Genomic DNA, 20,260 nt, shown 5'->3' on the forward strand with positions numbered 1-20,260 from the left:
TTCACAATACAGGCAACGGAGGATGAGGAACAGTGTTAGACCGTCTGCAAATCCTTGCGGATCGATATGAGAAGCTTAACGAGTTATTAAGCGATCCTGACGTGGTAAGCGATTCGACGCGGTTACGGACTTATGCCAAGGAGCAGTCCGGACTTGAGGAAGCATACCGCGCTTATGAAGAATACAAGCAAGTGTTAACGCAATTGCAGGATGCCAAAGCGATGCAAGAAGATAAACTGGACGACGAGATGCGCGAGATGGTGAAGTTGGAGATCGAAGAACTCGATGGTCGACGTACCGAGCTCGAAGAGCTGGTTCGTTTTCTCCTATTGCCTAAAGATCCGAACGATGGCAAGGATATTATCGTGGAAATCCGCGGAGCGGCCGGCGGAGAAGAAGCCAACTTATTCGCGGCGGAACTCTATCGCATGTATGCCAAGTTCGCGGACAGCCAAGGCTGGCGCACGGAGATGCTGGAATCCAGCGTGAGCGATCTTGGCGGGTTCAAAGAGGTTATCTTCACGGTTAGCGGTTCGGATGCTTATCGCAAAATGAAGTATGAAAGCGGAGCGCACCGCGTTCAACGGGTTCCGGAGACAGAATCCGGCGGACGTATTCATACTTCCACCTCTACGGTCGTCGTAATGCCCGAAGCGGAAGAAGTAGACATCGTCATTCATGACAAAGACATCCGCGTAGATACGTTCTGTTCCAGCGGAGCGGGCGGACAGTCCGTTAATACGACGAAATCGGCGGTTCGCGTAACTCATGTGCCGACGGGGATCGTAGCGACTTGCCAAGACGGTAAATCGCAGAACGATAACAAGGATAAGGCGTTGCAAGTATTGCGCACTCGGATCATGGATGTTAGACGCCAAGAGGAAGAAGAAAAATATTCCGGCGAGCGTCGCGAGAAGATTGGTACGGGCGACCGCAGTGAGCGGATTCGTACGTATAACTTCCCTCAAAGCCGGGTAACGGATCATCGGATCGGTTTAACCATTCACCGTCTTGAGTATGTGCTTAACGGCGATATGGAAGAGATCGTTCAAGCATTGACGCTTGCGGAGCAGGCGGAAATACTGGAACGCGAACAGATGAAGTAAGCAAGGGGGCGCTTGGCGTGAGCTTGGAAAGCAAGCCGAAGCCTTTGACGTTAAGCGATGCTTGGCGCCAGGGAGCGGAACAATTACGGCAAGCCGGAGTCGAAGAAGCGGACGCTGATGCGGAGCTTCTTCTTCTTTATTTGCTCGGACTAAGCAAGGCGGCGTTGTTGCGGGATTGGCGCGACCCTTTTCCGGATGGGAAGATGGGGGCATGGAACGAACTTCTAGGGCGCAGGGCTCTGGGAGTGCCCGTTCAGTATTTAATCGGGGAGCAACACTTTTACGGTAGAGCGTTCAAGGTGTCTGAGGCGGTGCTCATACCGCGCCCGGAGACGGAATTGCTAGCTGAAGCGGTGCTTGAGATCGCCGATCGATTATGGGCTTCGCCATCCGCGATAGCTCCCGTGGTGCTGGACGTTGGGACGGGGAGTGGCATTCTCGCGGTGACGTTGGCGAAGGAGCGTCCGCAGTGGCAGGTGCTCGCATCCGATCTTTCGGAAGATGCGCTTAGAATGGCGAAGCGTAATGCGGGCAAACATGAAGTCGCATCTCGTATTACCTTCGTTCAAGGAGACTTGCTAACGCCTTTCTTGGACGATAACGGGCATCCCGGCATCGATATTTTCGTTTCTAATCCCCCGTATATCCCATCTTCGGATATTTCCGGGCTGCAGCGGGAGGTTCGCGACCATGAGCCTCGACTCGCGTTGGATGGCGGGGAGGATGGCTTGAATCCTTATCGAATCATGGCTACTCAGTTAGCGCGGTTGAAGAAGCTCCCGCGGATCGTGGCGTGGGAAGTCGGAGCCGGACAAGCAGCGGATGTGGCAGAGTTTCTTCGCCTAGCAGCGGATTGGGACGAGATCCGTTACGTGAAAGACTATGCGGGGATCGACAGGCATGTCATAGCCGTAAAATAAATAGAAGACCGCAGCATCCGTTATCGGATAATGCGGTCTTCTTATTTTGAGAGCTAAATCGGCTTGGGAAGCCGATTCCTTGCGGTTTGTTCCAGAAGAGATTTGGCAATTTCACCTAAAAGAAGCTCGTGTCTTTCTTGTTTATGCTTAGAATCGGTAACTTCTACCTTGATCTCGGCAACATCTGTTTTGAGGTCAGTGACATCTTCTTTGATCTTGCCAACGGTATCGAACGTCATGTCCATGCGTTGTTCTAATCGCTCGGTCCGGGCATTAATCTGACTGACATCTTCTTTCAGCTCGCTTACATCTTCTTTCAATGCCCGTATGTCTTGTTTCATCTCGCTCATGTCTGTCTGAAGCCCAGTCACAACATCCAGAATCTTGTGCAAAATCGGTTCTTCCACGTTCTGGCCTCCTCGCCCGTATCAAAAGTCAGGATTGACCGGTGCTTCCGGATCTAACTGTATGGTAGCATAGGGCGGAATTAAACGTCCATCCCCCTCCCGCAACTCAAGAAAGCGACGAGCGGAAGGCTGCAGGGGCTCCCTGCGGTGATAGAGGCAGACAGGATTAGTCTGTTTAACGTCGGTGACGTAAATTCTACGCAATGTTCCCCTGTCTACTTCATCCCGGGCTTCGGCCGCGGAGAGAAAAGCGATGCCGTACCCATCCGACACGACACGAATTAACTCGCTAAAGCCATTCATTTGCAGTCCTACTTCGGGCGCATCCAGTTGATGGATTCGACATAAGGAAAGCAGCTGTTCTCGCGAGAAACTACCTTTCTCGCGATAAACGAACGCTTCTTTGACCACTTCCGCAAGAACGGTTTTCTGGGCTGCCAATCTATGATCCTTATGGGCCACAAACCACATTTCGTCTTCGCGCCATAACGTTTTTTCCAGATGGGGATGCGATTGTTGAACTCCCCCGATGAAGGCAATGTCGGCTTCGTAATGAAGAAGTAATTGGACGGCATTAACCGAGCTGGTGGTCGTGAATTGCACGTCGATGCCGGGGTATTGGCGCTTGTAGCTAGCGATCCAATGGGGTAATAGGAAATTGGCCGGCAGATAAGTGGCTGCGATTTGAAGCCGCCCCGTGTTTCCAAGCTTATATTCCTCGAGAGTCTCCTCGATATTTCGCTCTAGAGCAAACAGCCTCGCCGTTTCCTCGGCGAGCTTGGAGCCGACGTCCGTCAGAAGGATTCCCCTGCCTTGAGAAGATAGCAGCTTCAGTCCCAGCTCGCGCTCTAATTTCTTGATCTGCGAAGTGACGGCGGGCTGACTAATTCTTAGCTGATCTGCTGCCTTCGTGACGCTTCCCAGCTTCGCCACATGATGGAATAGACGCATGGCGTGAAGGTTCAACATATTCCTCTCTCCGATCCAATTCATAACATAAATTTATGATAATCAAATTTTAATATATTTGATCTATTAATGACTCTCTCCTATTCTAAACTTACAACAAAAATACAGGCAACTCATTTCTAGAATAGGCGGGGATTTCTCATGAGAATCGTATGTTATGGCTGCGGTAAGGAAATGTCGCAATCGACCGTAGAATATCAATGTTCGTGCGGGGGGTTGTTAGAGGTTGTTCATGATTTCGCGAATGTAGACGCGGATAAGCTTAAGTGCGAATTCCAACAAAGGCTTTCGGAACGCACCGGCCCCTACGCGAGCGGGGTGTGGCGCTATAAGGAACTGATCCATCCAGAGCTGCCGGATGAATATATCGTAACTAAATACGAGGGGAATACCGGATTATATCGCTCCGAGCAGATTCGGCAATCGTTAGGCATTCGCGAGATATGGCTTAAAGCGCAAAGCGAGAATCCGAGCGGCTCGTTCAAGGATAACGGGATGACCGTCGCGGTTTCCCATGGGCGTTCGCTCGGGTTTAGCCGCTTTACTTGCACGTCGACTGGGAATACTTCCTCTTCGTTGGCGATGTATGCGGCATTGGCAGGCTCTGAATCTGTCGCTCTGGTTCCGAGCGATCAAATCTCGATGAACAAGGTACTTCAAACGTTGGCATACGGGGCAAAGGTCATCGAGTTCGACGGAACATACGATGACGGGATCCGCTTCTATGAGCGGTATGGCGAGGAATTAGGATGGTATATCTGCAATTCGATTAATCCCTTCCGGATCGAAGGACAGAAGAGCATCGTGTTCGAGATCGCTCAGAGCTTGCGCTGGGAAATGCCCGATTGGATCGTTATCCCCGGAGGAGCGCTCAGCAATGTTACTGCATTAGGCAAAGGATTGCATGATCTTCGGGAGCTAGGGTTTATTAAGAGACTGCCTCGGATAGCGCTCGTTCAAGCGGAAGGCGCAAGTCCTTTTCACAAGCTGATATCGCAGGGAGAGCAAGAGCTTGTGCCGGTTAAACGGCCATCGACGATTGCATCGGCTATGAATATCGGGAATCCCCCCAGTTGGAAAAAAGCGAGACAATTTCTAGCAAGCAGCTCAGGCGTTACTTGTTCCGTAACGGACGAGGAGATCCTCGAAGCCAAATCGTTAATCGACCGGAGCGGCATCGGCTGCGAACCGGCATCGGCCGCGACGGTTGCGGGACTTCGTAAGCTTCTGGCAGAGCGAATTATCGGAACAGAGGAATCGGCCGTATGTATTCTTACAGGTAATTTATTGAAAGATACCGATGTGTTACGCCGCACTGGCATTAATAATCGAATCCTATCCTCCCAACTTTCTCTTGAATCCGTGAAGAGTTTGATTTGATAGGTTTATAGAATCAAAATCCGGACATAATGATGGCTAAGACGTTCCGGAACGCATAGCGCTGCACCGACGGGTGCATCAAGGAGCGAGAATCTATGCGTATTAGCCATCATTCCCTGTCATCCCTATTCTATCAAGCGAGTAAATGGATTATTATCGGATTCATATTCCTGATCGGAATTTCCACGCTTATCGGACGGAATGCTTCCGCTAGCACCGACAAGCTGATTCCTGAAGACGCTATTCGTATTCGCATTATCGCCAACTCTGACGGAAAATCGGATCAATCCCTTAAAAATAATGTGCGCGACGATGTCGCAGCATACATTCAAACTTGGGGCGGCATGCCTGACACCTATGATGAAGCGTATCGTTTGATTCAGAAGCGTTTGCCGAAAATCCAGAAACGGGTAGACGCCTTGTTGCTTGAAGCAGGCGTGCCCTACGGAGCTAAGGTTGAGCTCGCTAAAGTACCTTTTCCCGAGAAAGTGTTCGACGGGGAGAAGTACGCTGCGGGTGATTACGAGGCACTTCGCATTACGCTCGGGCAAGGAAGCGGTAAAAATTGGTGGTGCGTGTTATTCCCGCCATTATGCTTAACGGCAGCTACGGCCAAGGAGGATCTAACTCCGGCAGGCGATATTAAATCGCTATCCGCAACAGGCAAGGCGGCGAATGATTCCTCGGAAGGAGCGGAGCCGAAAGCGAAGTTCTTCCTCTGGGAGCTGCTTCAGAAGCTGTTTGCGTTCATCGCGGCTTTGTTCTCTTGAGGGTGTGGTATAATAACGGAAATGAGGCAGATCAGCTGTCTGCAAGTTAAGGATCGCGAGGATGGCACACAACATGAACGTATTGACGAAATATTGGCCTGCGCAGCAAGCGCAGCTCGGAGTTATGGAGGCCGCCGCGGCAATTGCCGCTGGCGGCGTTATTGCATTCCCGACGGAGACGGTATATGGGCTTGGCGGGAATGCGCGAAGTACTGCTGCGGTTGAACGGATTTTCACGGCCAAAGGGCGGCCATCGGACAATCCTCTTATCGTGCATCTCGCGAATAAAAAGGAAGTCTACAGCCTAGCGGAGCATGTGAATGAAGTCGAAGAAGCTCTAATGGAAGCTTTCTGGCCTGGACCGCTGACTTTGGTGCTGCCGGTACGCGAGGGTGCCGTTTCGCCTCTGGTTACGGCTGGTTTAGATACGGTAGCCGTCAGAGTACCCGAGCATGAGCTTGCAAGGCTGTTGATCGAGCAGTCGGGGTGTCCGATCGCGGCGCCAAGCGCTAATCGCTCCGGTCGTCCTAGTCCTACGCAGGCGAGCCATGTACTGGAAGACCTGAATGGTAGAATTGACGGAGTGCTAGATGGCGGAGCAACCGGCGTCGGATTAGAATCGACGGTTATCCGAGTCGTTGGAAGAAAGGTTCACATTCTGCGGCCGGGAGGAGTAACGAGAGAACAAATACAGTCTATCATCGGCTCGACCGTGGAGATCTCGCCGCCGAACGATCGGGAATCGTCCGGTTCTGAGTCAACTGCTTCGGTAGAGCTGGCTCCTCGTTCTCCCGGGGTTAAGTATGCTCATTACGCGCCTAAAGGAGAAATGATACTCATTACGGGCCCGATGGAGAAGCTGGCAGCCGCCGTACAGAGGAAAGGCGATCAAGCGGCCGCGAGCGGTCGGCACGTAGCGATCATCTGTTGTGAGGAGCATTCTGCAAGCTATCATGCCGAAGCCATATTAGTAAGCGGGCCTTATCACGCTCCTGAGACGGCTGCGCATTCCCTATATGCTCTCTTGCGCGAATGCGACGAACGTGGCATAGATTACATCGTGGCCGAGGGATACCCTGAAGAGGGAATTGGAGCGGCGCTAATGAATCGATTGCGCAAAGCAGCCGGTGGCCACGAAATAACGGTCGACTAACGAAGGGTCACCCTCCCCCACTTGCATGTTCCCCCACTTGTCCGCATATGTTGGAAGAGGACAAGGATGAGAGCAGGTTAACAGCTATTCGAGCGCGCAAATTGGCCTCGAAAGTTGCACTAGGGGGGACAAGCAATGTTCGATGTGTCCGCGTCATACGGACAATTGTTAACCATACTCGTGATGGCGATCGCTTTGGGCATGGACGCCTTTTCTTTGGGAGTCGGGATTGGCTTGAAAGGGGTCCGGCTTTACGATATTTTGAAGTTGAGCATGATTATTGCCCTCTTTCACGTGCTGATGCCGCTTGGCGGGATGATGACGGGACAATATGTGAGCGGATTGCTGGGGGGAATCGCGACATCCGTTGCGGGAGCGTTACTTCTTCTGCTCGGAGGGCATATGGTGTATAGCTCTCTTCGCGGGGGAACGGTAGACTCGATTGATCATCGTACCTCGTTGGGAATGCTCGTATTTTCTTTCAGCGTGAGTATCGATTCGTTTTCCGTAGGGGTGTCTTTAGGGATGTTCTCTACCAATGTTCTTTTGACCGTTCTGATGTTCGGGTTTTTCGGGGGTCTGATGAGCGTAATGGGGTTGCTGATAGGGCGGCATGCAAGTAGATCCCTAGGAGAATTTGGAGAAGCGCTTGGCGGTGTTATTTTGTTCGCGTTTGGTCTATTATTTCTAATATAAAGGTTACATCCAGAAATGCGGGGGGAGCAAATGAACAGGGTTCTGATCGTATGCACAGGAAATACTTGCCGAAGTCCGATGGCCGAAGCGATGCTTAGGGATTTAGCCGCTCGAAACGGGAAACCGCTAGAAATTCGTTCGGCCGGAGTTGCTACCGCTGAAGGACTTCCGATTTCCCCGAATGCAGCAGCCGCGCTTAGAAAACGGAACTTGGCGTTACCTGACCGATCCAGCATGTTGTCCGCGGACCAGGTAGTCTGGGCGAATCTAATTCTCACGATGACTTCCGGCCATAAGAGGGCGATCCTGGAACGGTTTCCAGAAGCGCTGTCCAAAACATACACGCTTAAAGAATACGCTTTACGCGGAGATCCCGTCATGGATGATGTGGCGGAAGCGGAGAGGCTGTATTCGGAATGGCAAGTCAGACAGACGTTAGGCCAGAACCTGACTCCGGAAGAGCGCGCGCGCTTGTTCGAACTTCAACGCAGAATTCCTGACTTCGATATCGCCGATCCGTTCGGAGGCCCATTATCCGTATATGAGCAGTGCGCCGACGAGATGGAAGACATTCTGATGACGCTCGTTGAGAAGCTCGATAGGGATAGCTAATATCGGGGCTTCGAGCGTAAAAGAACAGGATTGATTTTTGGCGCTTCGTTAGGTATGATTAACTTACAACTTCAAGGTTCCGATGTAACTGGCGACGACAAGTGGAGCATACCACGGTGGAGCATCGGAATGACGGCCGGTCGCCTGGGCAAAGAGCAACGTGCGGAAGCACGTCTGCTCTTTTTTGTCTTTTTTCGTCATGGGAGGCGATAATCCGGGAGTCTTTACCCACACGGGGAAGCTGAACTGTTTGAGCTTGGCCGATTCAGGTATAATACCTGTATTGTCTTAGAGAGGTTATGAACTTCTTTTAGAGGGACATTCGAGCTTGCTGCAAGGAGGTTTTGTCATGGCTCAGGATGCTCAATCCATAGCCGATCAAGTCGAGCTGTTGCTGGAAGAACTGGCGGTAACGGGCGGTGTTCGCGCCGGAAATATTATCGTCATGGGCGTAAGCACGAGCGAAGTGCAAGGTCATCGCATCGGCACTTCAGGAACCGAGAAAGTAGCTGAGCAGATTTACGAAGGCGTCCGCAAGGCTCAGGCCCGTCTTGGGTTTCATGCCGTTTGGCAATGTTGCGAGCACCTGAATCGCGCCCTTGTCGTCGAGCGAGAGATTGCGGAAGCGCAAGGCTGGACCGAAGTGTCGGCCGTTCCCGTTCCGAAAGCAGGGGGATCAATGGCCGCCTACGCCTATCGTCAATTAAATGAGCCTTGCCTAGTTGAGGCCGTGCAAGTTCATGCCGGCATCGACATCGGAGAGACGATGATCGGGATGCACCTTCGCCCCGTTGCCGTACCCTTAAGGCCGACGATTCGTTCGATCGGGCAAGCCAGAGTGAATATGGCGATGACTCGTCCGAGATTGATCGGTGGCGCGCGTGCCGTCTATACAGCGACGGAAGACAGTGGAACTGCCGGAGTCAAAGCTCCGCCGACGTCCTGTGATTAATGAAATATCCATCATATACATTTAGGAGGATTTACTACTATGTTAGAAAATTTGCGCAAACAAGATCCGGAAATCGTCAAATCCCTTAATTTGGAATTGAAACGCCAACAAGACAACATCGAGTTGATTGCTTCGGAAAATATCGTAAGCGAAGCGGTTCTAGAAACGATGGGAACCGTATTAACCAATAAATATGCGGAAGGTTATCCGGGCAAACGCTACTACGGTGGATGCGAGTACGTGGATATCCCCGAGCAAATCGCACGCGACCGCGCCAAGGAATTGTTCGGAGCCGAGCATGCGAACGTTCAGCCTCACTCCGGAGCTCAAGCCAACTTGGCCGTATATTTGGCTGTGCTAAAGCCGGGCGATACCGTGCTAGGCATGAACCTCGCGCATGGCGGACATCTGACTCACGGTAACCCTGCGAACGCATCTGGTTTGTTATATAACTTCGTTGCTTACGGCGTAGACGATCAAACCTTCACGATCGATTACGATGAAGTTCGCAAAGCGGCATTCAAACATCGTCCTCGCCTGATTGTTGCAGGTGCTTCGGCTTACCCGCGCACGATCGATTTCGAAAAAATGGGTAAAATCGCGAACGACGTTGGCGCGCTCTTCATGGTCGACATGGCGCACATCGCCGGCCTTGTTGCCGGTGGAGAGCATCCGAGCCCTGTACCGCACGCGCATTTCGTAACGACAACAACGCACAAAACCCTTCGCGGTCCTCGCGGCGGTATGATCCTTTGCCGTCAACCATGGGCTGCGGCGATCGATAAAGCCGTCTTCCCGGGAACGCAAGGCGGTCCGCTCATGCACATTATCGCCGCAAAAGCGGTAGCTCTTGGCGAAGCTCTTCAGCCATCGTTCAAGGAATATGCACGCAATGTCGTAGTGAATGCCAAAGCGTTGGCGGAAGCGCTTGTTGCTGAAGGTCTGAACCTTGTTTCCGGAGGCACGGATAACCACCTGATGCTGATCGATACGCGCAACCTGAACATCACGGGTAAAGAAGCGGAGCATGTTCTGGATTCCGTTGCGATCACCGTTAACAAAAACGCGATTCCTTTCGACCCGACAAGCCCGTTCATCACAAGCGGAATTCGCATAGGTACTCCTGCAATCACGACTCGCGGCATGGGACCTGAAGCGATGAAGACGATCGCTAAAGTCATCGCCTTGACGTTGAAAAACCCGAAAGACGAAGCAACGCTTGAGAAAGCACGTGGACTGGTAGCAGAATTGACTGCGCAATATCCGCTATACCCGAACTTGGCGTACTAAAATAGAATAAACGAATAAACCGGAACCCGTGTGGGGGTTCCGGTTTATTTTGTGACGACTTAGTTGACTTAGATTAATAATGTGATGACAAGCAATTCAAACAGAACCAAAGTGAGGATGGCGTTAGAGGCATAAGGGCCGAAAAAACGGGCATCTCCGGTCATGAGGTGCAAATAAGTCTGGTCGGAGCCGACGACGACGCCTTCGTACGTACGGCCATCAATCGTTTGTACGCGGACGGAACGGTTCATGCATTGTCCGCAAACGCCGGCGAGCTTCTGGCGGGTTTTGCGAATTTGTTCCGCCCAATGGCTATCCGCTTTATAGATTGGGGCAGGGCTTTCGGTAGTTCGGGCCTGCATGGACATTCCTCCTAAAGAGATCTCTTATATGTTATGCGAATGCCTAGCAATGGGTGTCTTTCCAGATCGAGTGGGAAACATTCGACGAAAATCGAGGATCGTTAACGGATGTTATGCACCCATTCGGAGACAATGATATAATGTACGGGCAAGCTACATAGGATAACGGCCGAAAGCCCGCTTACAAGCGCCTTGTCGGTTCGTAGAAGAAAGGGTAGAAACTAATGGGACGTCTCGTCATATGCGATCATCCGTTGATCCAACACAAAGTCACGTTCATTCGCGACAAAATGACCAATACAAAGCAATTCCGCGAGCTAGTCGATGAAGTGGCTATGCTAATGGCTTACGAAATAACGAGGGATGTTCCGCTTTCTACGGTGAGAGTAGAGACGCCTGTTCAAGTGGCGGAGGGGAAAGTTATCGCGGGCAGAATGATGGGCCTGATCCCGATTCTTCGCGCAGGGCTTGGTATGGTGGACGGTGTATTGAAAATCATTCCGTCGGCTAAAGTCGGACATATCGGTTTATACCGCGACCACGAAACGCTGCAACCGGTCGAATATTATTGCAGCTTGCCTTCGGACGTTGCCGAACGGGAATTGATCGTCATCGATCCGATGCTCGCAACGGGCGGTTCGGCGAACGCGGCGATCACGATGCTTAAGAACAAAGGATGCCGTCCGACGAAGCTGATGTGTTTGATCGCGGCTCCGGAAGGCGTTAAAGCGGTACAGGAACAACACCCTGATATCGATATCTATCTAGCGGCTTTAGATGAGAAGTTGAATGAGCATGGTTATATCGTTCCGGGTCTCGGCGACGCCGGAGACCGTCTGTACGGAACGAAGTAAGATACGGTTCAAAAAGTCAGAAGCTAAACTATGACTTTTTGAACTACCTTTTTAAGGAGAGAAAACCGACGTGAGCGATAAAATCAAAGTCATGACCATATTCGGGGTTCGTCCTGAAGCGATCAAGATGGCCCCGTTAATTTTGGAGTTGCAGAAGTATCCCGATCAGATCGATCCGATCGTCTGCGTAACCGCCCAGCATCGCCAGATGCTGGATCAGGTGCTAGAGGTGTTCGACATTAAGCCCGATTACGATCTGGACGTGATGCAAGCGAGCCAAACTCTCAACGACATTACCATTCGCGTCCTACAAGGACTTGAGCCGGTATTAAAAGAAGCTAAGCCCGATCTTGTGCTGGTGCATGGGGATACGCTGACGACTTTCCTCGCGAGCTATGCTTCCTTCATGCAACAGATCAAAGTCGGCCACGTGGAAGCTGGCTTACGGACTTGGAATAAGCTTTCGCCTTATCCTGAGGAGATGAACCGCCAACTGACGGGAGTTCTCGCGGATTTGCATTTCGCTCCGACCGATTGGTCGGCGGGGAATCTACGCAAGGAGAACAAGAGCGAGGAACAGATCTACATTACGGGAAACACCGTTACGGACGTGTTCCAATACACGGTGAAGCCCGACTTTACCCATCCTGTACTGGACTGGGCATCAGGCAAGCGATTGGTGCTCATGACGGCTCATCGCCGCGAGTCTCAAGGAGAGCCGCATCGTCAGATTTTCCGAGCGGTGAAACGAATCGCCGACGAGTTCGAGGATATCGCGATCGTCTATCCGGTACATCCTAGCCCGGCCGTAAGAGAACCGGCTCAGGAGATATTGGGCAACCACCCGCGCATTAAGCTTATCGATCCGCTGGATGTTGTTGAATTGCACAATTTCTATCCGCACACGCATCTGATTCTAACCGATTCGGGCGGGTTGCAGGAGGAGGCGCCTTCCTACGGAGTACCGGTTCTTGTGCTACGCGATACGACAGAACGGCCGGAAGGTATCGAAGCGGGGACGTTAGAGCTTGTCGGTACGGAAGAGGACGATGTCTATAACCGTACTAGAGCATTGTTGGGCGATCAAGAATTGTATGCTCAGATGAGCCAAGCTGCGAATCCATATGGCGATGGACAAGCATCGAGACGGATCGTTGAAGCAATCCTTCATAGTTTTAAGAAAACGGCTCGTCCGGAACCTTTTGCTCGGTAAATTATTCGGTGAAAGTAATGGAAGAAATGGGACGGTTTGCAGGCTGTCGAACAACGGATTCCGATGTGGATGCTTGAACGTACAGCGTACAGCGGAACTGTATGGTTTGAAAGCCCGAGAACACTTGATAAATAAGGATTCGTCAATGTGTTGTTCACATAAAGTTTGAATTTCGATCAATTGACAAAGGTTATCGCCGAACGATACAATATAACGGGAACATGGGAAGAAAGGGCTTACTTATGCCTGATTTTCACTGCCCATGCAGCGTCAAAGGAGCGACAAATCCATGACGGAAACTCCACGTAAACCTGATTTGCCTCAAGACGAGAATCCTTGGAAGGCTGCTGGCCTTGTTGCGGGTTTGGGAGTGGAGCTTGCGGTATGCATCGGACTCGGCTGGTGGCTGGGAACGGTGTATGATGACCGGAATGGCACTAGCTATGGGTATTTAACCGGAGTAGTGATCGGACTGGTAGCCGGTATTGGGTCGGCCGTGGCGCTGATCCGGAAATATACGGGGGCTGGAAGACCGTGATGGACGATTTGCCTGCTTTGCTTAGACGTACTACGCGCATTACTTTCTTTTTTTTGTCCATTGGCTGCATTGGTTTGGCCGTTTGGCCGGATTACAAGCCAATCTTCGGCGGATTCATGATCGGTGTGATCGGCGGATTGCTAAGCTCTTACCACTTGGCTTGGAAAGCGACGCGCATCGGCAATCAAGCTGCCGCCGGTATCAAAAGCAGGGGATTCGGTTTCATATCCCGCGCAGCCATTGGGGTAGCTGCTGCCATCGTTTCCGTTAGGGTGATGGATTTTAATCTCCCGGCTACGGCGGCAGGAATATTAGCTTTGCCGTTGGTGACACTGTTACTGGGTTTGTTCGCCATTCGCCGTCTTCAGAACGGACAGTCCACTGACGAAAGGGGTGAAAAATGATAACATGGAACATTTAGTACCGAAGATCGAAGTTGGCGGAATAGAGTTCGACTTAGCCGCTATTATGATGGTCGTAATTTCGAGTCTTGTCGTGTTCATTCTAGCCCGATTAGCCGTACGTAACTTGTCGGTCGAGAACCCCGGTAAGCTGCAGAACTTCATGGAATGGGTCGTTGAATTCGTTCAAGGAATTATCGGACAGAACATGGAGTGGAAGAAAGGCAAGCCGTATCTCGCGCTTGGCTTGACGCTCATTCTGTATATTTTCGTTTCCAACATGCTAGGTCTTCCATTCAGCATTATCACGGAAGCTCACGGCAACCATATCCCGACTGTATTCGGTCATGAGTTGATCGTGAAGGGCGAGCATGAACATCTGGCTTGGTCTTGGTGGAAATCACCAACAGCCGATGCCGCTATGACAATGGCGTTGGCGTTAATCGTTATCGTACTGTCCCATGTTCAAGGTTTGCGGCAGAACACGAAACATTATTTGAAGCACTACACGCACAATCCGAATCTAGTGTTTCTACCGATTCACTTGATCGAGATCGTGTCCAAGCCTTTGACGCTCGGTTTGCGGCTCTTCGGTAATATCTTTGCCGGCGAGGTCATGATCGGCGTAATTCTTGGGATGGGCTGGATCGGAATTCCGGCGATGCTCGTGTGGCAAGGTTTCAGTATTTTCGTAGGTTCGATTCAAGCGTTTGTATTCACGATGTTGACTATGGTTTATATTTCGCAGTCCATCGTTCATGAAGAAGATCACTAATAAACAAAACCCAATTATTCGAGGAGGATTTACAAATGGATTTGAATACTTACGGATATGTAGCAGCAGGTATCGTGTTTGGTCTAGGTGCGCTTGGCGCAGGTATTGGTAACGGTCTGATCTTCAGCAAAACGGTAGAAGGAATTTCCCGTCAACCGGAACTTCGCGGTACGCTTACGGCAACTGCATTTATCGGGGTAGGTCTCGTTGAGGCTATGCCGATCATCTCCCTCGTTCTTGCGTTCATGTGGGCGAAATAATCAACTTTATCGTAATGTAAGGCGCGGAGTCGGATTTGCCTCCACGCCTTCCTTTTGCAGTTAATGCACGAAGCTTGAATTAAGCCGTGTGAAAGGAGTGTAGATCGGTGTCAATTACTTGGTCCAACTTTTTTATCCAATTAGTATCTTTTGCCATCTTGTTCTGGCTCTTGTCACGCTTCGCGTTCAAACCATTGTTCGGGGTTATGGAGAAGCGCCGTCAGCTCGTACAAGAACAAATGGATAACGCTCAGACTAACCGCGCCGATGCGGAGCGATTGATCGAAGAGCAGAAACAAGCGCTACAACAAGCTCGCAAAGAAGCTCATGATATTATCGAACAAGCTAGAACGACGGGGTCCAGACAAGCGGACGAAATCGTTCAGGCTGCACGTAATGAATCGAATCGCATCAAAGACGAAGCGGTTCGTGAGATCGAAGCCGAGAAGAACAAAGCGGTTGCAGCATTGAAAGCTCAGGTTAGCGGCCTGTCCGTCCTGATCGCTTCCAAAATCATTGAGAAACAAGTTGATGAGCAATCCCAGAAGCAACTCGTTGATCAATACCTGCAAAACGTAGGGAATAAATCATGAGCCGCGGTACGGTAGTTGCCAAACGTTACGCTAAGGCTCTGTTTCAACTGGCCCAACAAAAAGGGTTAGTAGCAGAGACGGAAGCTCAGCTCAGCTTGATCGTTAATGTCGTAGAGAGCAATGCGGAAGTGCGCGCGTTTCTCTCGGCACCTAACATTACTCTTGATACGAAGAGAAAAACGCTCCTTCAAGCTTTCGGAGCGGAAGCTTCGCCGATTGTCCTTAATCTCGTCAGTTTGCTGATCGAGCGCGGACGCGAAGGCGAGTTGTCCTCCGTATTCGCTGCTTACTTGCAAGTAGCGGGCGATGCTCTTGGACGCACGGATGCACATGTGATCTCTTCTCAACCGCTTAACGAAGAAGAGAAAACGAAACTGGCTCAGAAATTCGGAACTTTAGTAGGCAAAACCATTCGGGTTACGAACACAGTAGACCCGGAATTGCTTGGAGGACTGACTGTTCGTATCGGCGATACGCTGTATGACGGTAGCCTCAAAGGCAAGTTAGAACGTTTGGATAAGGCGCTGCAATCGGTAGCGATTTAATTTTAACAATACCATTAGTAAGCAATGGAGACAGGGGTGAACGAATTGAGTATTAAGCCCGAAGAAATCAGCACGCTGATTAAGCAACAGATTGAGCAATATCAATCCGATATTCAAGTCGTTGACGTAGGCACCGTCATCCAGGTTGGTGACGGAATTGCACTCGTACATGGCTTGGAAAAATGTATGGCAGGGGAATTGCTCGAGTTCTCCAACGGAGTAGTGGGCATGGCCCTCAACCTCGAGGAAGACAATGTCGGTGTCGTCATCATGGGACCTTTCAAAGGAATCCGCGAAGGCGACCAAGTGAAAAGAACCGGCCGCATCATGGAAGTTCCAGTCGGCGAACAGTTGCTCGGACGCGTAGTGAACGCGCTCGGACAACCGGTTGACGGCAATGGCCCGATCAACACGACGGAAACTCGTCCTGTCGAATCTCCGGCTCCGGGCGTTATGGATCGTAAATCGGTTCATGAGCCAATGCAAACCGGCATTAAAGCAATCGATGCTATGATTCCGGTAGGCCGCGGCCAACGGGAATTGATCATCGGTGACCGCCAAACAGGTAAAACGACTATCGCTATCGATACGATCGTTAACCAAAAAGGCAACGGAGTTATTTGTATCTACGTTGCAATCGGACAAAAACAATCGACCGTTCGCGGCGTTGTCGAAACCCTTCGCAAACACGGTGCCCTCGATTACACGATCGTTGTAACCGCGAGCGCATCTGAACCAGCTCCACTCTTGTATCTTGCACCTTATACAGGCTGCTCGATGGGTGAGCACTTCATGTACAACGGCAAGCACGTTCTAATCATCTATGATGATTTGACAAAGCAAGCCGCTGCATACCGTGAGCTTTCCTTGTTGCTCCGTCGTCCTCCGGGCCGCGAAGCTTATCCGGGCGATGTATTCTATCTACACTCCCGTCTGCTTGAGCGTTCCGCTAAGCTGAGTGATGAGAAGGGCGCAGGTTCCATGACCGCGTTGCCGTTCATCGAGACGCAAGCCGGTGACGTCTCTGCTTATATTCCGACCAACGTTATCTCGATTACGGACGGTCAAATCTTCCTTGAATCAGACCTATTCTACTCTGGACAACGTCCGGCGGTTAACGTCGGTATTTCCGTATCCCGTGTAGGTAGCTCCGCTCAGATTAAAGCGATGAAGAAGGTTGCGGGAACTCTTAAAACCGACCTTGCTCAATATCGTGAGCTCGCTGCGTTCGCGCAATTCGGCTCGGATCTGGATAAAGTAACGAAATCGCGTCTGGATCGCGGTATCCGTACGCTTGAAATTCTTAAACAAGGCGTTAACCAACCGCTTTCGGTTGAACGTCAAGTCGTTTCCTTGTACATCGTAACCAAAGGACATGTCGATACGATTCCTGTTCAGGACGTTCGTCGTTTCGAAGGGGAGTTCTTGGCTTACGTTGATGCAAACCGTCCGGAAATTTTCAGCTCGATCCGCGAAACGAAAGATCTGACTCCGGAAACGGATAAAGCTTTGGTAGATGCGATCGCGGCGTTCAAGAAAGGCTTTGCCGTAACGGTTTAAGCCAGATAGCAGCGTTAAACGTAACATTAAGCTTGAGCCGGGTTTGCCCAAGGCAAGCCTGGCAATAAGGTGGTGAAACGATTGGCTAAAGGGATGCGCGAAATTAAGCGCTCGATTCGAAGCAAGCAAAGCACGAAACAAATCACCAAAGCGATGGAAATGGTCGCGGCTTCGAAGCTTAGAAGGGCACAAGAAGCTGCTGTCGCCGCTCGCCCTTATACGGATAAGTTGAAAGAAGTCGTATCCAGCATCGCTTCATCGGCCGGAAGCAGCAAGCATCCGATGTTGCTTACCCGCCCAATCAAAAGAACGGCGTACTTGGTCATTACTTCTGATCGCGGGCTAGCCGGTGGTTACAATGCTAATATCCTCCGTAAAGTGCTGCTGACGATTAAAGAGAATCATCAATCGCCGGATGAGTACGCCGTATTCGTAATTGGACGTAAAGGACGCGACTTCTTCTCACGCCGCGACATTCCGCTTGCGGGTGAAGTGACGGGATTATCCGATTCTCCTAAGTTCTCGGATATTAAAGAAATCGCGGCTCAAGCGGTACAAGGCTTCGAAGCCGGCAAGTACGATGAGCTTTACCTGGCGTACAACAAATTCCATAACGCGATCTCGCAAGAGCCAACGCTTAAGCGGATACTTCCGTTAGGCGAAATGCAAGCGGGAAGCGACAAAGCGGATTACGAATACGAGCCTTCTGCCGAAGAAGTGCTTAACGTGTTATTGCCGAAATACGCGGAGACACTTGTGTTCAGCGCGTTACTCGAGGGCAAAGCCAGCGAATTCGGAGCACGGATGACGGCAATGGGCAACGCAACGAAAAACGCGACGAAGATGATCGCAGATTTGACGCTCACGTACAACCGTGCGCGGCAAGCGGCAATCACCCAAGAAATCGCGGAAATCGTCGGCGGAGCGAATGCACAGCAATAAAATTTGTGACGGTTGATCTCAAGCCCCGACGGGGAGAGAGTTTAATTGCACTTCAGGAGGTAAAACCATGAGCAAAGGGCGCGTTGTTCAGGTACTGGGACCGGTTGTCGATATCGAATTCGACCACGGCCATCTGCCTGACATACTCAATGCGATTAAAATTGAAGCAAAAGCGGAAACCGCTGGAGCACGCGATATCAGCCTTACGGTAGAAGTCGCGCAGCATCTTGGCGACAACCTGGTACGCGCGGTAGCGATGTCCTCCACTGACGGTCTTGTAAGAGGCACGGTAGCGGTCGACCTTGGTATTCCCATCACGATTCCGGTTGGACCTGCAACGTTAGGCCGCGTATTTAACGTATTGGGCGATTCGATCGATGGTAAAGGCGAAGTAGATCGTACGTACGTGAACCCGATTCACCGCGCGGCTCCGACTTTCGATGAACTTACGACCCAGACGGAAATGCTGGAGACGGGAATTAAAGTCGTTGACTTGCTAGCGCCTTACACCAAGGGCGGTAAGATCGGTCTGTTCGGCGGTGCGGGCGTAGGTAAGACGGTTCTTATGCAAGAGCTTATCCACAACATCGCATCCGAGCATGGCGGTATTTCCGTATTCGCCGGCGTAGGCGAGCGTACTCGTGAAGGTAATGACTTGTATCATGAGATGACGGAATCCGGCGTTATCGCTAAGCTGGCGATGGTATTCGGTCAAATGAACGAGCCACCAGGCGCGCGTATGCGCGTTGCCTTGACGGGTCTGACGATGGCGGAATATTTCCGCGATCAAGAAGGTAAAGACGTTCTCTTGTTCGTCGACAACATCTTCCGCTTCACGCAAGCGGGCTCCGAGGTTTCCGCATTGCTCGGACGTATGCCATCCGCGGTAGGTTACCAGCCTACGCTGGCTACCGAGATGGGTCAACTTCAAGAGCGTATTACTTCCACGAAAAAAGGTTCTGTAACGTCGATCCAAGCGATCTACGTTCCAGCGGATGATTACACGGATCCAGCTCCTGCTACGGCGTTCGCGCATCTTGACGCGACGACGAACTTGGACCGGAATATCGCGGCAATGGGGATTTTCCCAGCGGTTGATCCTCTTGCTTCTTCTTCCCGGATTTTGGCTCCGGAAGTTGTCGGCGAAGAGCATTACGCTGTCGCTCAAGGCGTTAAGAAAGTTCTTCAGAAATATAAAGAACTTCAAGATATCATCGCAATTCTAGGTATGGATGAGCTGTCGGAAGAAGACAAACAAGTCGTTCACCGCGCGCGTCGCCTGCAATTGTTCCTATCTCAGCCGCTGCACGTAGCTGAGGCGTTCAACGGGATTCCGGGCGTTTACGCTCCGATTAAAGAAACGATTCGTAGCTTTAAGGAGATCCTCGAAGGCAAACATGACGATCTTCCGGAACCGGCTTTCCATAATGTCGGCATTATCGAGGAAGCGATCGAGAAAGCGAAGAAACTCGCTGCTGCGGTTTAATCAGCCGCCGGTTTGGAGGGAACGATATGAGTACCTTACGGTTGGAGATCGTAACTCCGGAGCGAAAGGTTTACGAGAAAGACGTGAACATGGTCGTCGTCAAAGGAGTGGGCGGTGAGCTGGGTATCCTGCCTCATCACATTCCATTGGTAACTCCATTGAAGGTTGCTCCGGTTAAAGCCAAGATCGGCAATTCCAATGAATTTATTGCCGTTCACGGCGGATTCATGGAAGTGCGCAAAGACAAAGTGGTTATTCTCGCGGAAGCAGCTGAGCTGGGAGAGGACATCGATGTGTCCCGTGCCCGCTTGGCAAAAGAACGCGCAGAGCGCCGTCTAGCGCAGAAACAAGCGGATATTAGCGCGCAGCGTGCGGAAATGGCATTACAACGTGCCATTAGCCGTCTAGAAACGGCTGGCGAGAAATAATTCGCGGAACGATCACCCACTATTGGATCTTAGGATCCGAAAGTGGGT

At 51.2% G+C, this 20,260-nt stretch carries 24 protein-coding genes and 1 riboswitch; of the genes, 21 read left to right on the plus strand and 3 right to left on the minus strand.

Translation table 11 applies throughout. From position 1 onward, the window contains the following. The first annotated feature begins 32 nt into the window (after positions 1-32). On the plus strand, positions 33-1,106 hold the full coding sequence (gene prfA, locus L3D05_RS09420) for a peptide chain release factor 1 (protein WP_239615779.1): 1,074 nt from the start codon (positions 33-35) through the stop codon (positions 1,104-1,106). 17 nt (positions 1,107-1,123) lie between these two features. Then, the gene (gene prmC / locus L3D05_RS09425; protein WP_239615780.1) at positions 1,124-2,026 is read left to right on the plus strand and encodes a peptide chain release factor N(5)-glutamine methyltransferase; all 903 of its coding nucleotides are present in this window, start codon (positions 1,124-1,126) and stop codon (positions 2,024-2,026) included. Positions 2,027-2,079: 53 nt separating this feature from the next. On the opposite strand, the gene L3D05_RS09430 is transcribed toward prmC, so the two are convergent. Further along, entirely contained in the window at positions 2,080-2,433 is a 354-nt protein-coding gene (locus L3D05_RS09430) for a hypothetical protein (protein ID WP_239615781.1), read from the minus strand. Positions 2,434-2,454: 21 nt separating this feature from the next. Then, entirely contained in the window at positions 2,455-3,402 is a 948-nt protein-coding gene (locus L3D05_RS09435) for a LysR family transcriptional regulator (RefSeq protein WP_239615782.1), read from the minus strand. A 141-nt stretch (positions 3,403-3,543) separates the two neighbouring features. Between L3D05_RS09435 and thrC the strand changes: the two genes are divergently transcribed. The 7 genes from thrC to glyA all read left to right on the plus strand — a co-directional run bounded on the left by thrC (position 3,544) and on the right by glyA (position 10,255). Further along, on the plus strand, positions 3,544-4,782 hold the full coding sequence (thrC, locus tag L3D05_RS09440; protein ID WP_239615783.1) for a threonine synthase: 1,239 nt from the start codon (positions 3,544-3,546) through the stop codon (positions 4,780-4,782). 95 nt (positions 4,783-4,877) lie between these two features. Then, positions 4,878-5,552, plus strand: coding sequence for a stage II sporulation protein R (locus L3D05_RS09445; protein ID WP_239615784.1), 675 nt, complete (start codon positions 4,878-4,880; stop codon positions 5,550-5,552). Between the two features lie 73 nt (positions 5,553-5,625). Beyond that, positions 5,626-6,705 carry an L-threonylcarbamoyladenylate synthase gene (locus L3D05_RS09450; protein ID WP_239615785.1) on the plus strand — a complete coding sequence of 360 codons (1,080 nt, stop codon included), beginning with the start codon at positions 5,626-5,628 and terminating at the stop codon, positions 6,703-6,705. 135 nt (positions 6,706-6,840) lie between these two features. After that, the gene (locus tag L3D05_RS09455) at positions 6,841-7,401 is read left to right on the plus strand and encodes a manganese efflux pump MntP (protein WP_239615786.1); all 561 of its coding nucleotides are present in this window, start codon (positions 6,841-6,843) and stop codon (positions 7,399-7,401) included. A gap of 30 nt (positions 7,402-7,431) precedes the next feature. Next, positions 7,432-8,013 (plus strand): low molecular weight protein arginine phosphatase, encoded by a 582-nt coding sequence (locus tag L3D05_RS09460; RefSeq protein WP_239615787.1) that lies wholly within the window; start codon positions 7,432-7,434, stop codon positions 8,011-8,013. 74 nt (positions 8,014-8,087) lie between these two features. Next, a riboswitch (ZMP/ZTP riboswitch) is annotated at positions 8,088-8,170 on the plus strand. A gap of 192 nt (positions 8,171-8,362) precedes the next feature. Then, positions 8,363-8,965, plus strand: a complete 603-nt coding sequence (locus tag L3D05_RS09465) for a TIGR01440 family protein (RefSeq protein WP_239615788.1) — start codon at positions 8,363-8,365, stop codon at positions 8,963-8,965. 39 nt (positions 8,966-9,004) lie between these two features. Then, positions 9,005-10,255 carry a serine hydroxymethyltransferase gene (gene glyA, locus L3D05_RS09470; protein ID WP_239615789.1) on the plus strand — a complete coding sequence of 417 codons (1,251 nt, stop codon included), beginning with the start codon at positions 9,005-9,007 and terminating at the stop codon, positions 10,253-10,255. Between the two features lie 68 nt (positions 10,256-10,323). On the opposite strand, the gene L3D05_RS09475 is transcribed toward glyA, so the two are convergent. Next, positions 10,324-10,617 (minus strand): LSm family protein, encoded by a 294-nt coding sequence (locus L3D05_RS09475; protein WP_239615790.1) that lies wholly within the window; start codon positions 10,615-10,617, stop codon positions 10,324-10,326. Positions 10,618-10,841: 224 nt separating this feature from the next. Here L3D05_RS09475 and upp point away from each other — a divergent pair, with 224 nt between their 5' ends. From upp to L3D05_RS09535, 12 genes are all read left to right on the plus strand, one after another. Next, positions 10,842-11,471 carry a uracil phosphoribosyltransferase gene (gene upp, locus L3D05_RS09480; protein WP_239615791.1) on the plus strand — a complete coding sequence of 210 codons (630 nt, stop codon included), beginning with the start codon at positions 10,842-10,844 and terminating at the stop codon, positions 11,469-11,471. A gap of 91 nt (positions 11,472-11,562) precedes the next feature. After that, positions 11,563-12,684 (plus strand): non-hydrolyzing UDP-N-acetylglucosamine 2-epimerase, encoded by a 1,122-nt coding sequence (gene wecB / locus L3D05_RS09485; protein WP_239615949.1) that lies wholly within the window; start codon positions 11,563-11,565, stop codon positions 12,682-12,684. Positions 12,685-12,973: 289 nt separating this feature from the next. Further along, positions 12,974-13,222: an AtpZ/AtpI family protein gene (locus L3D05_RS09490; protein WP_239615792.1), complete on the plus strand. Its 249-nt coding sequence runs from the start codon at positions 12,974-12,976 to the stop codon at positions 13,220-13,222. Continuing rightward, positions 13,222-13,626, plus strand: coding sequence for an ATP synthase subunit I (locus tag L3D05_RS09495; RefSeq protein ID WP_239615950.1), 405 nt, complete (start codon positions 13,222-13,224; stop codon positions 13,624-13,626). The genes L3D05_RS09490 and L3D05_RS09495 overlap by 1 nt, the downstream gene beginning before the upstream one ends. Before the next feature lie 4 nt (positions 13,627-13,630). After that, positions 13,631-14,398, plus strand: a complete 768-nt coding sequence (atpB, locus tag L3D05_RS09500) for a F0F1 ATP synthase subunit A (RefSeq protein WP_239615793.1) — start codon at positions 13,631-13,633, stop codon at positions 14,396-14,398. Between the two features lie 35 nt (positions 14,399-14,433). After that, positions 14,434-14,658, plus strand: coding sequence for a F0F1 ATP synthase subunit C (gene atpE, locus L3D05_RS09505; RefSeq protein WP_232185251.1), 225 nt, complete (start codon positions 14,434-14,436; stop codon positions 14,656-14,658). 107 nt (positions 14,659-14,765) lie between these two features. Continuing rightward, a complete protein-coding gene (atpF, locus tag L3D05_RS09510; RefSeq protein ID WP_239615794.1) occupies positions 14,766-15,251 on the plus strand; it encodes a F0F1 ATP synthase subunit B in 486 nt (161 codons plus the stop codon). Then, the gene (locus L3D05_RS09515) at positions 15,248-15,796 is read left to right on the plus strand and encodes a F0F1 ATP synthase subunit delta (protein ID WP_239615795.1); all 549 of its coding nucleotides are present in this window, start codon (positions 15,248-15,250) and stop codon (positions 15,794-15,796) included. The genes atpF and L3D05_RS09515 overlap by 4 nt, the downstream gene beginning before the upstream one ends. Positions 15,797-15,841: 45 nt before the next feature. After that, the gene (gene atpA, locus L3D05_RS09520) at positions 15,842-17,356 is read left to right on the plus strand and encodes a F0F1 ATP synthase subunit alpha (RefSeq protein ID WP_239615796.1); all 1,515 of its coding nucleotides are present in this window, start codon (positions 15,842-15,844) and stop codon (positions 17,354-17,356) included. Between the two features lie 81 nt (positions 17,357-17,437). Beyond that, positions 17,438-18,298, plus strand: coding sequence for an ATP synthase F1 subunit gamma (atpG, locus tag L3D05_RS09525; protein ID WP_305037428.1), 861 nt, complete (start codon positions 17,438-17,440; stop codon positions 18,296-18,298). Positions 18,299-18,365: 67 nt separating this feature from the next. Continuing rightward, positions 18,366-19,784 carry a F0F1 ATP synthase subunit beta gene (atpD, locus tag L3D05_RS09530; RefSeq protein WP_239615797.1) on the plus strand — a complete coding sequence of 473 codons (1,419 nt, stop codon included), beginning with the start codon at positions 18,366-18,368 and terminating at the stop codon, positions 19,782-19,784. Positions 19,785-19,810: 26 nt separating this feature from the next. Further along, positions 19,811-20,212 carry a F0F1 ATP synthase subunit epsilon gene (locus tag L3D05_RS09535; protein WP_239615798.1) on the plus strand — a complete coding sequence of 134 codons (402 nt, stop codon included), beginning with the start codon at positions 19,811-19,813 and terminating at the stop codon, positions 20,210-20,212. Positions 20,213-20,260: the final 48 nt, after the last annotated feature.

This window comes from Cohnella mopanensis, assembly GCF_022352055.1.
GTDB lineage: Bacteria > Bacillota > Bacilli > Paenibacillales > Paenibacillaceae > Cohnella > Cohnella mopanensis.

Excerpts from the sequence above, each read along its gene's own strand:
- L3D05_RS09450 (WP_239615785.1), top strand. The coding sequence starts at position 5,626 with ATGAACGTATTGACGAAATATTGGCCTGCGCAGCAAGCGCAGCTCGGA.
- atpD (WP_239615797.1), top strand. The coding sequence starts at position 18,366 with ATGAGCAAAGGGCGCGTTGTTCAGGTACTGGGACCGGTTGTCGATATC.
- L3D05_RS09490 (WP_239615792.1), top strand. The coding sequence starts at position 12,974 with ATGACGGAAACTCCACGTAAACCTGATTTGCCTCAAGACGAGAATCCT.
- wecB (WP_239615949.1), top strand. The coding sequence starts at position 11,563 with ATGACCATATTCGGGGTTCGTCCTGAAGCGATCAAGATGGCCCCGTTA.
- L3D05_RS09515 (WP_239615795.1), top strand. The coding sequence starts at position 15,248 with ATGAGCCGCGGTACGGTAGTTGCCAAACGTTACGCTAAGGCTCTGTTT.
- L3D05_RS09435 (WP_239615782.1), bottom strand. The coding sequence starts at position 3,402 with ATGTTGAACCTTCACGCCATGCGTCTATTCCATCATGTGGCGAAGCTG.
- L3D05_RS09455 (WP_239615786.1), top strand. The coding sequence starts at position 6,841 with ATGTTCGATGTGTCCGCGTCATACGGACAATTGTTAACCATACTCGTG.
- atpB (WP_239615793.1), top strand. The coding sequence starts at position 13,631 with ATGGAACATTTAGTACCGAAGATCGAAGTTGGCGGAATAGAGTTCGAC.
- atpE (WP_232185251.1), top strand. The coding sequence starts at position 14,434 with ATGGATTTGAATACTTACGGATATGTAGCAGCAGGTATCGTGTTTGGT.
- glyA (WP_239615789.1), top strand. The coding sequence starts at position 9,005 with ATGTTAGAAAATTTGCGCAAACAAGATCCGGAAATCGTCAAATCCCTT.
- thrC (WP_239615783.1), top strand. The coding sequence starts at position 3,544 with ATGAGAATCGTATGTTATGGCTGCGGTAAGGAAATGTCGCAATCGACC.
- L3D05_RS09475 (WP_239615790.1), bottom strand. The coding sequence starts at position 10,617 with ATGCAGGCCCGAACTACCGAAAGCCCTGCCCCAATCTATAAAGCGGAT.
- L3D05_RS09535 (WP_239615798.1), top strand. The coding sequence starts at position 19,811 with ATGAGTACCTTACGGTTGGAGATCGTAACTCCGGAGCGAAAGGTTTAC.
- L3D05_RS09460 (WP_239615787.1), top strand. The coding sequence starts at position 7,432 with ATGAACAGGGTTCTGATCGTATGCACAGGAAATACTTGCCGAAGTCCG.
- upp (WP_239615791.1), top strand. The coding sequence starts at position 10,842 with ATGGGACGTCTCGTCATATGCGATCATCCGTTGATCCAACACAAAGTC.
- L3D05_RS09495 (WP_239615950.1), top strand. The coding sequence starts at position 13,222 with ATGGACGATTTGCCTGCTTTGCTTAGACGTACTACGCGCATTACTTTC.
- L3D05_RS09465 (WP_239615788.1), top strand. The coding sequence starts at position 8,363 with ATGGCTCAGGATGCTCAATCCATAGCCGATCAAGTCGAGCTGTTGCTG.
- L3D05_RS09445 (WP_239615784.1), top strand. The coding sequence starts at position 4,878 with ATGCGTATTAGCCATCATTCCCTGTCATCCCTATTCTATCAAGCGAGT.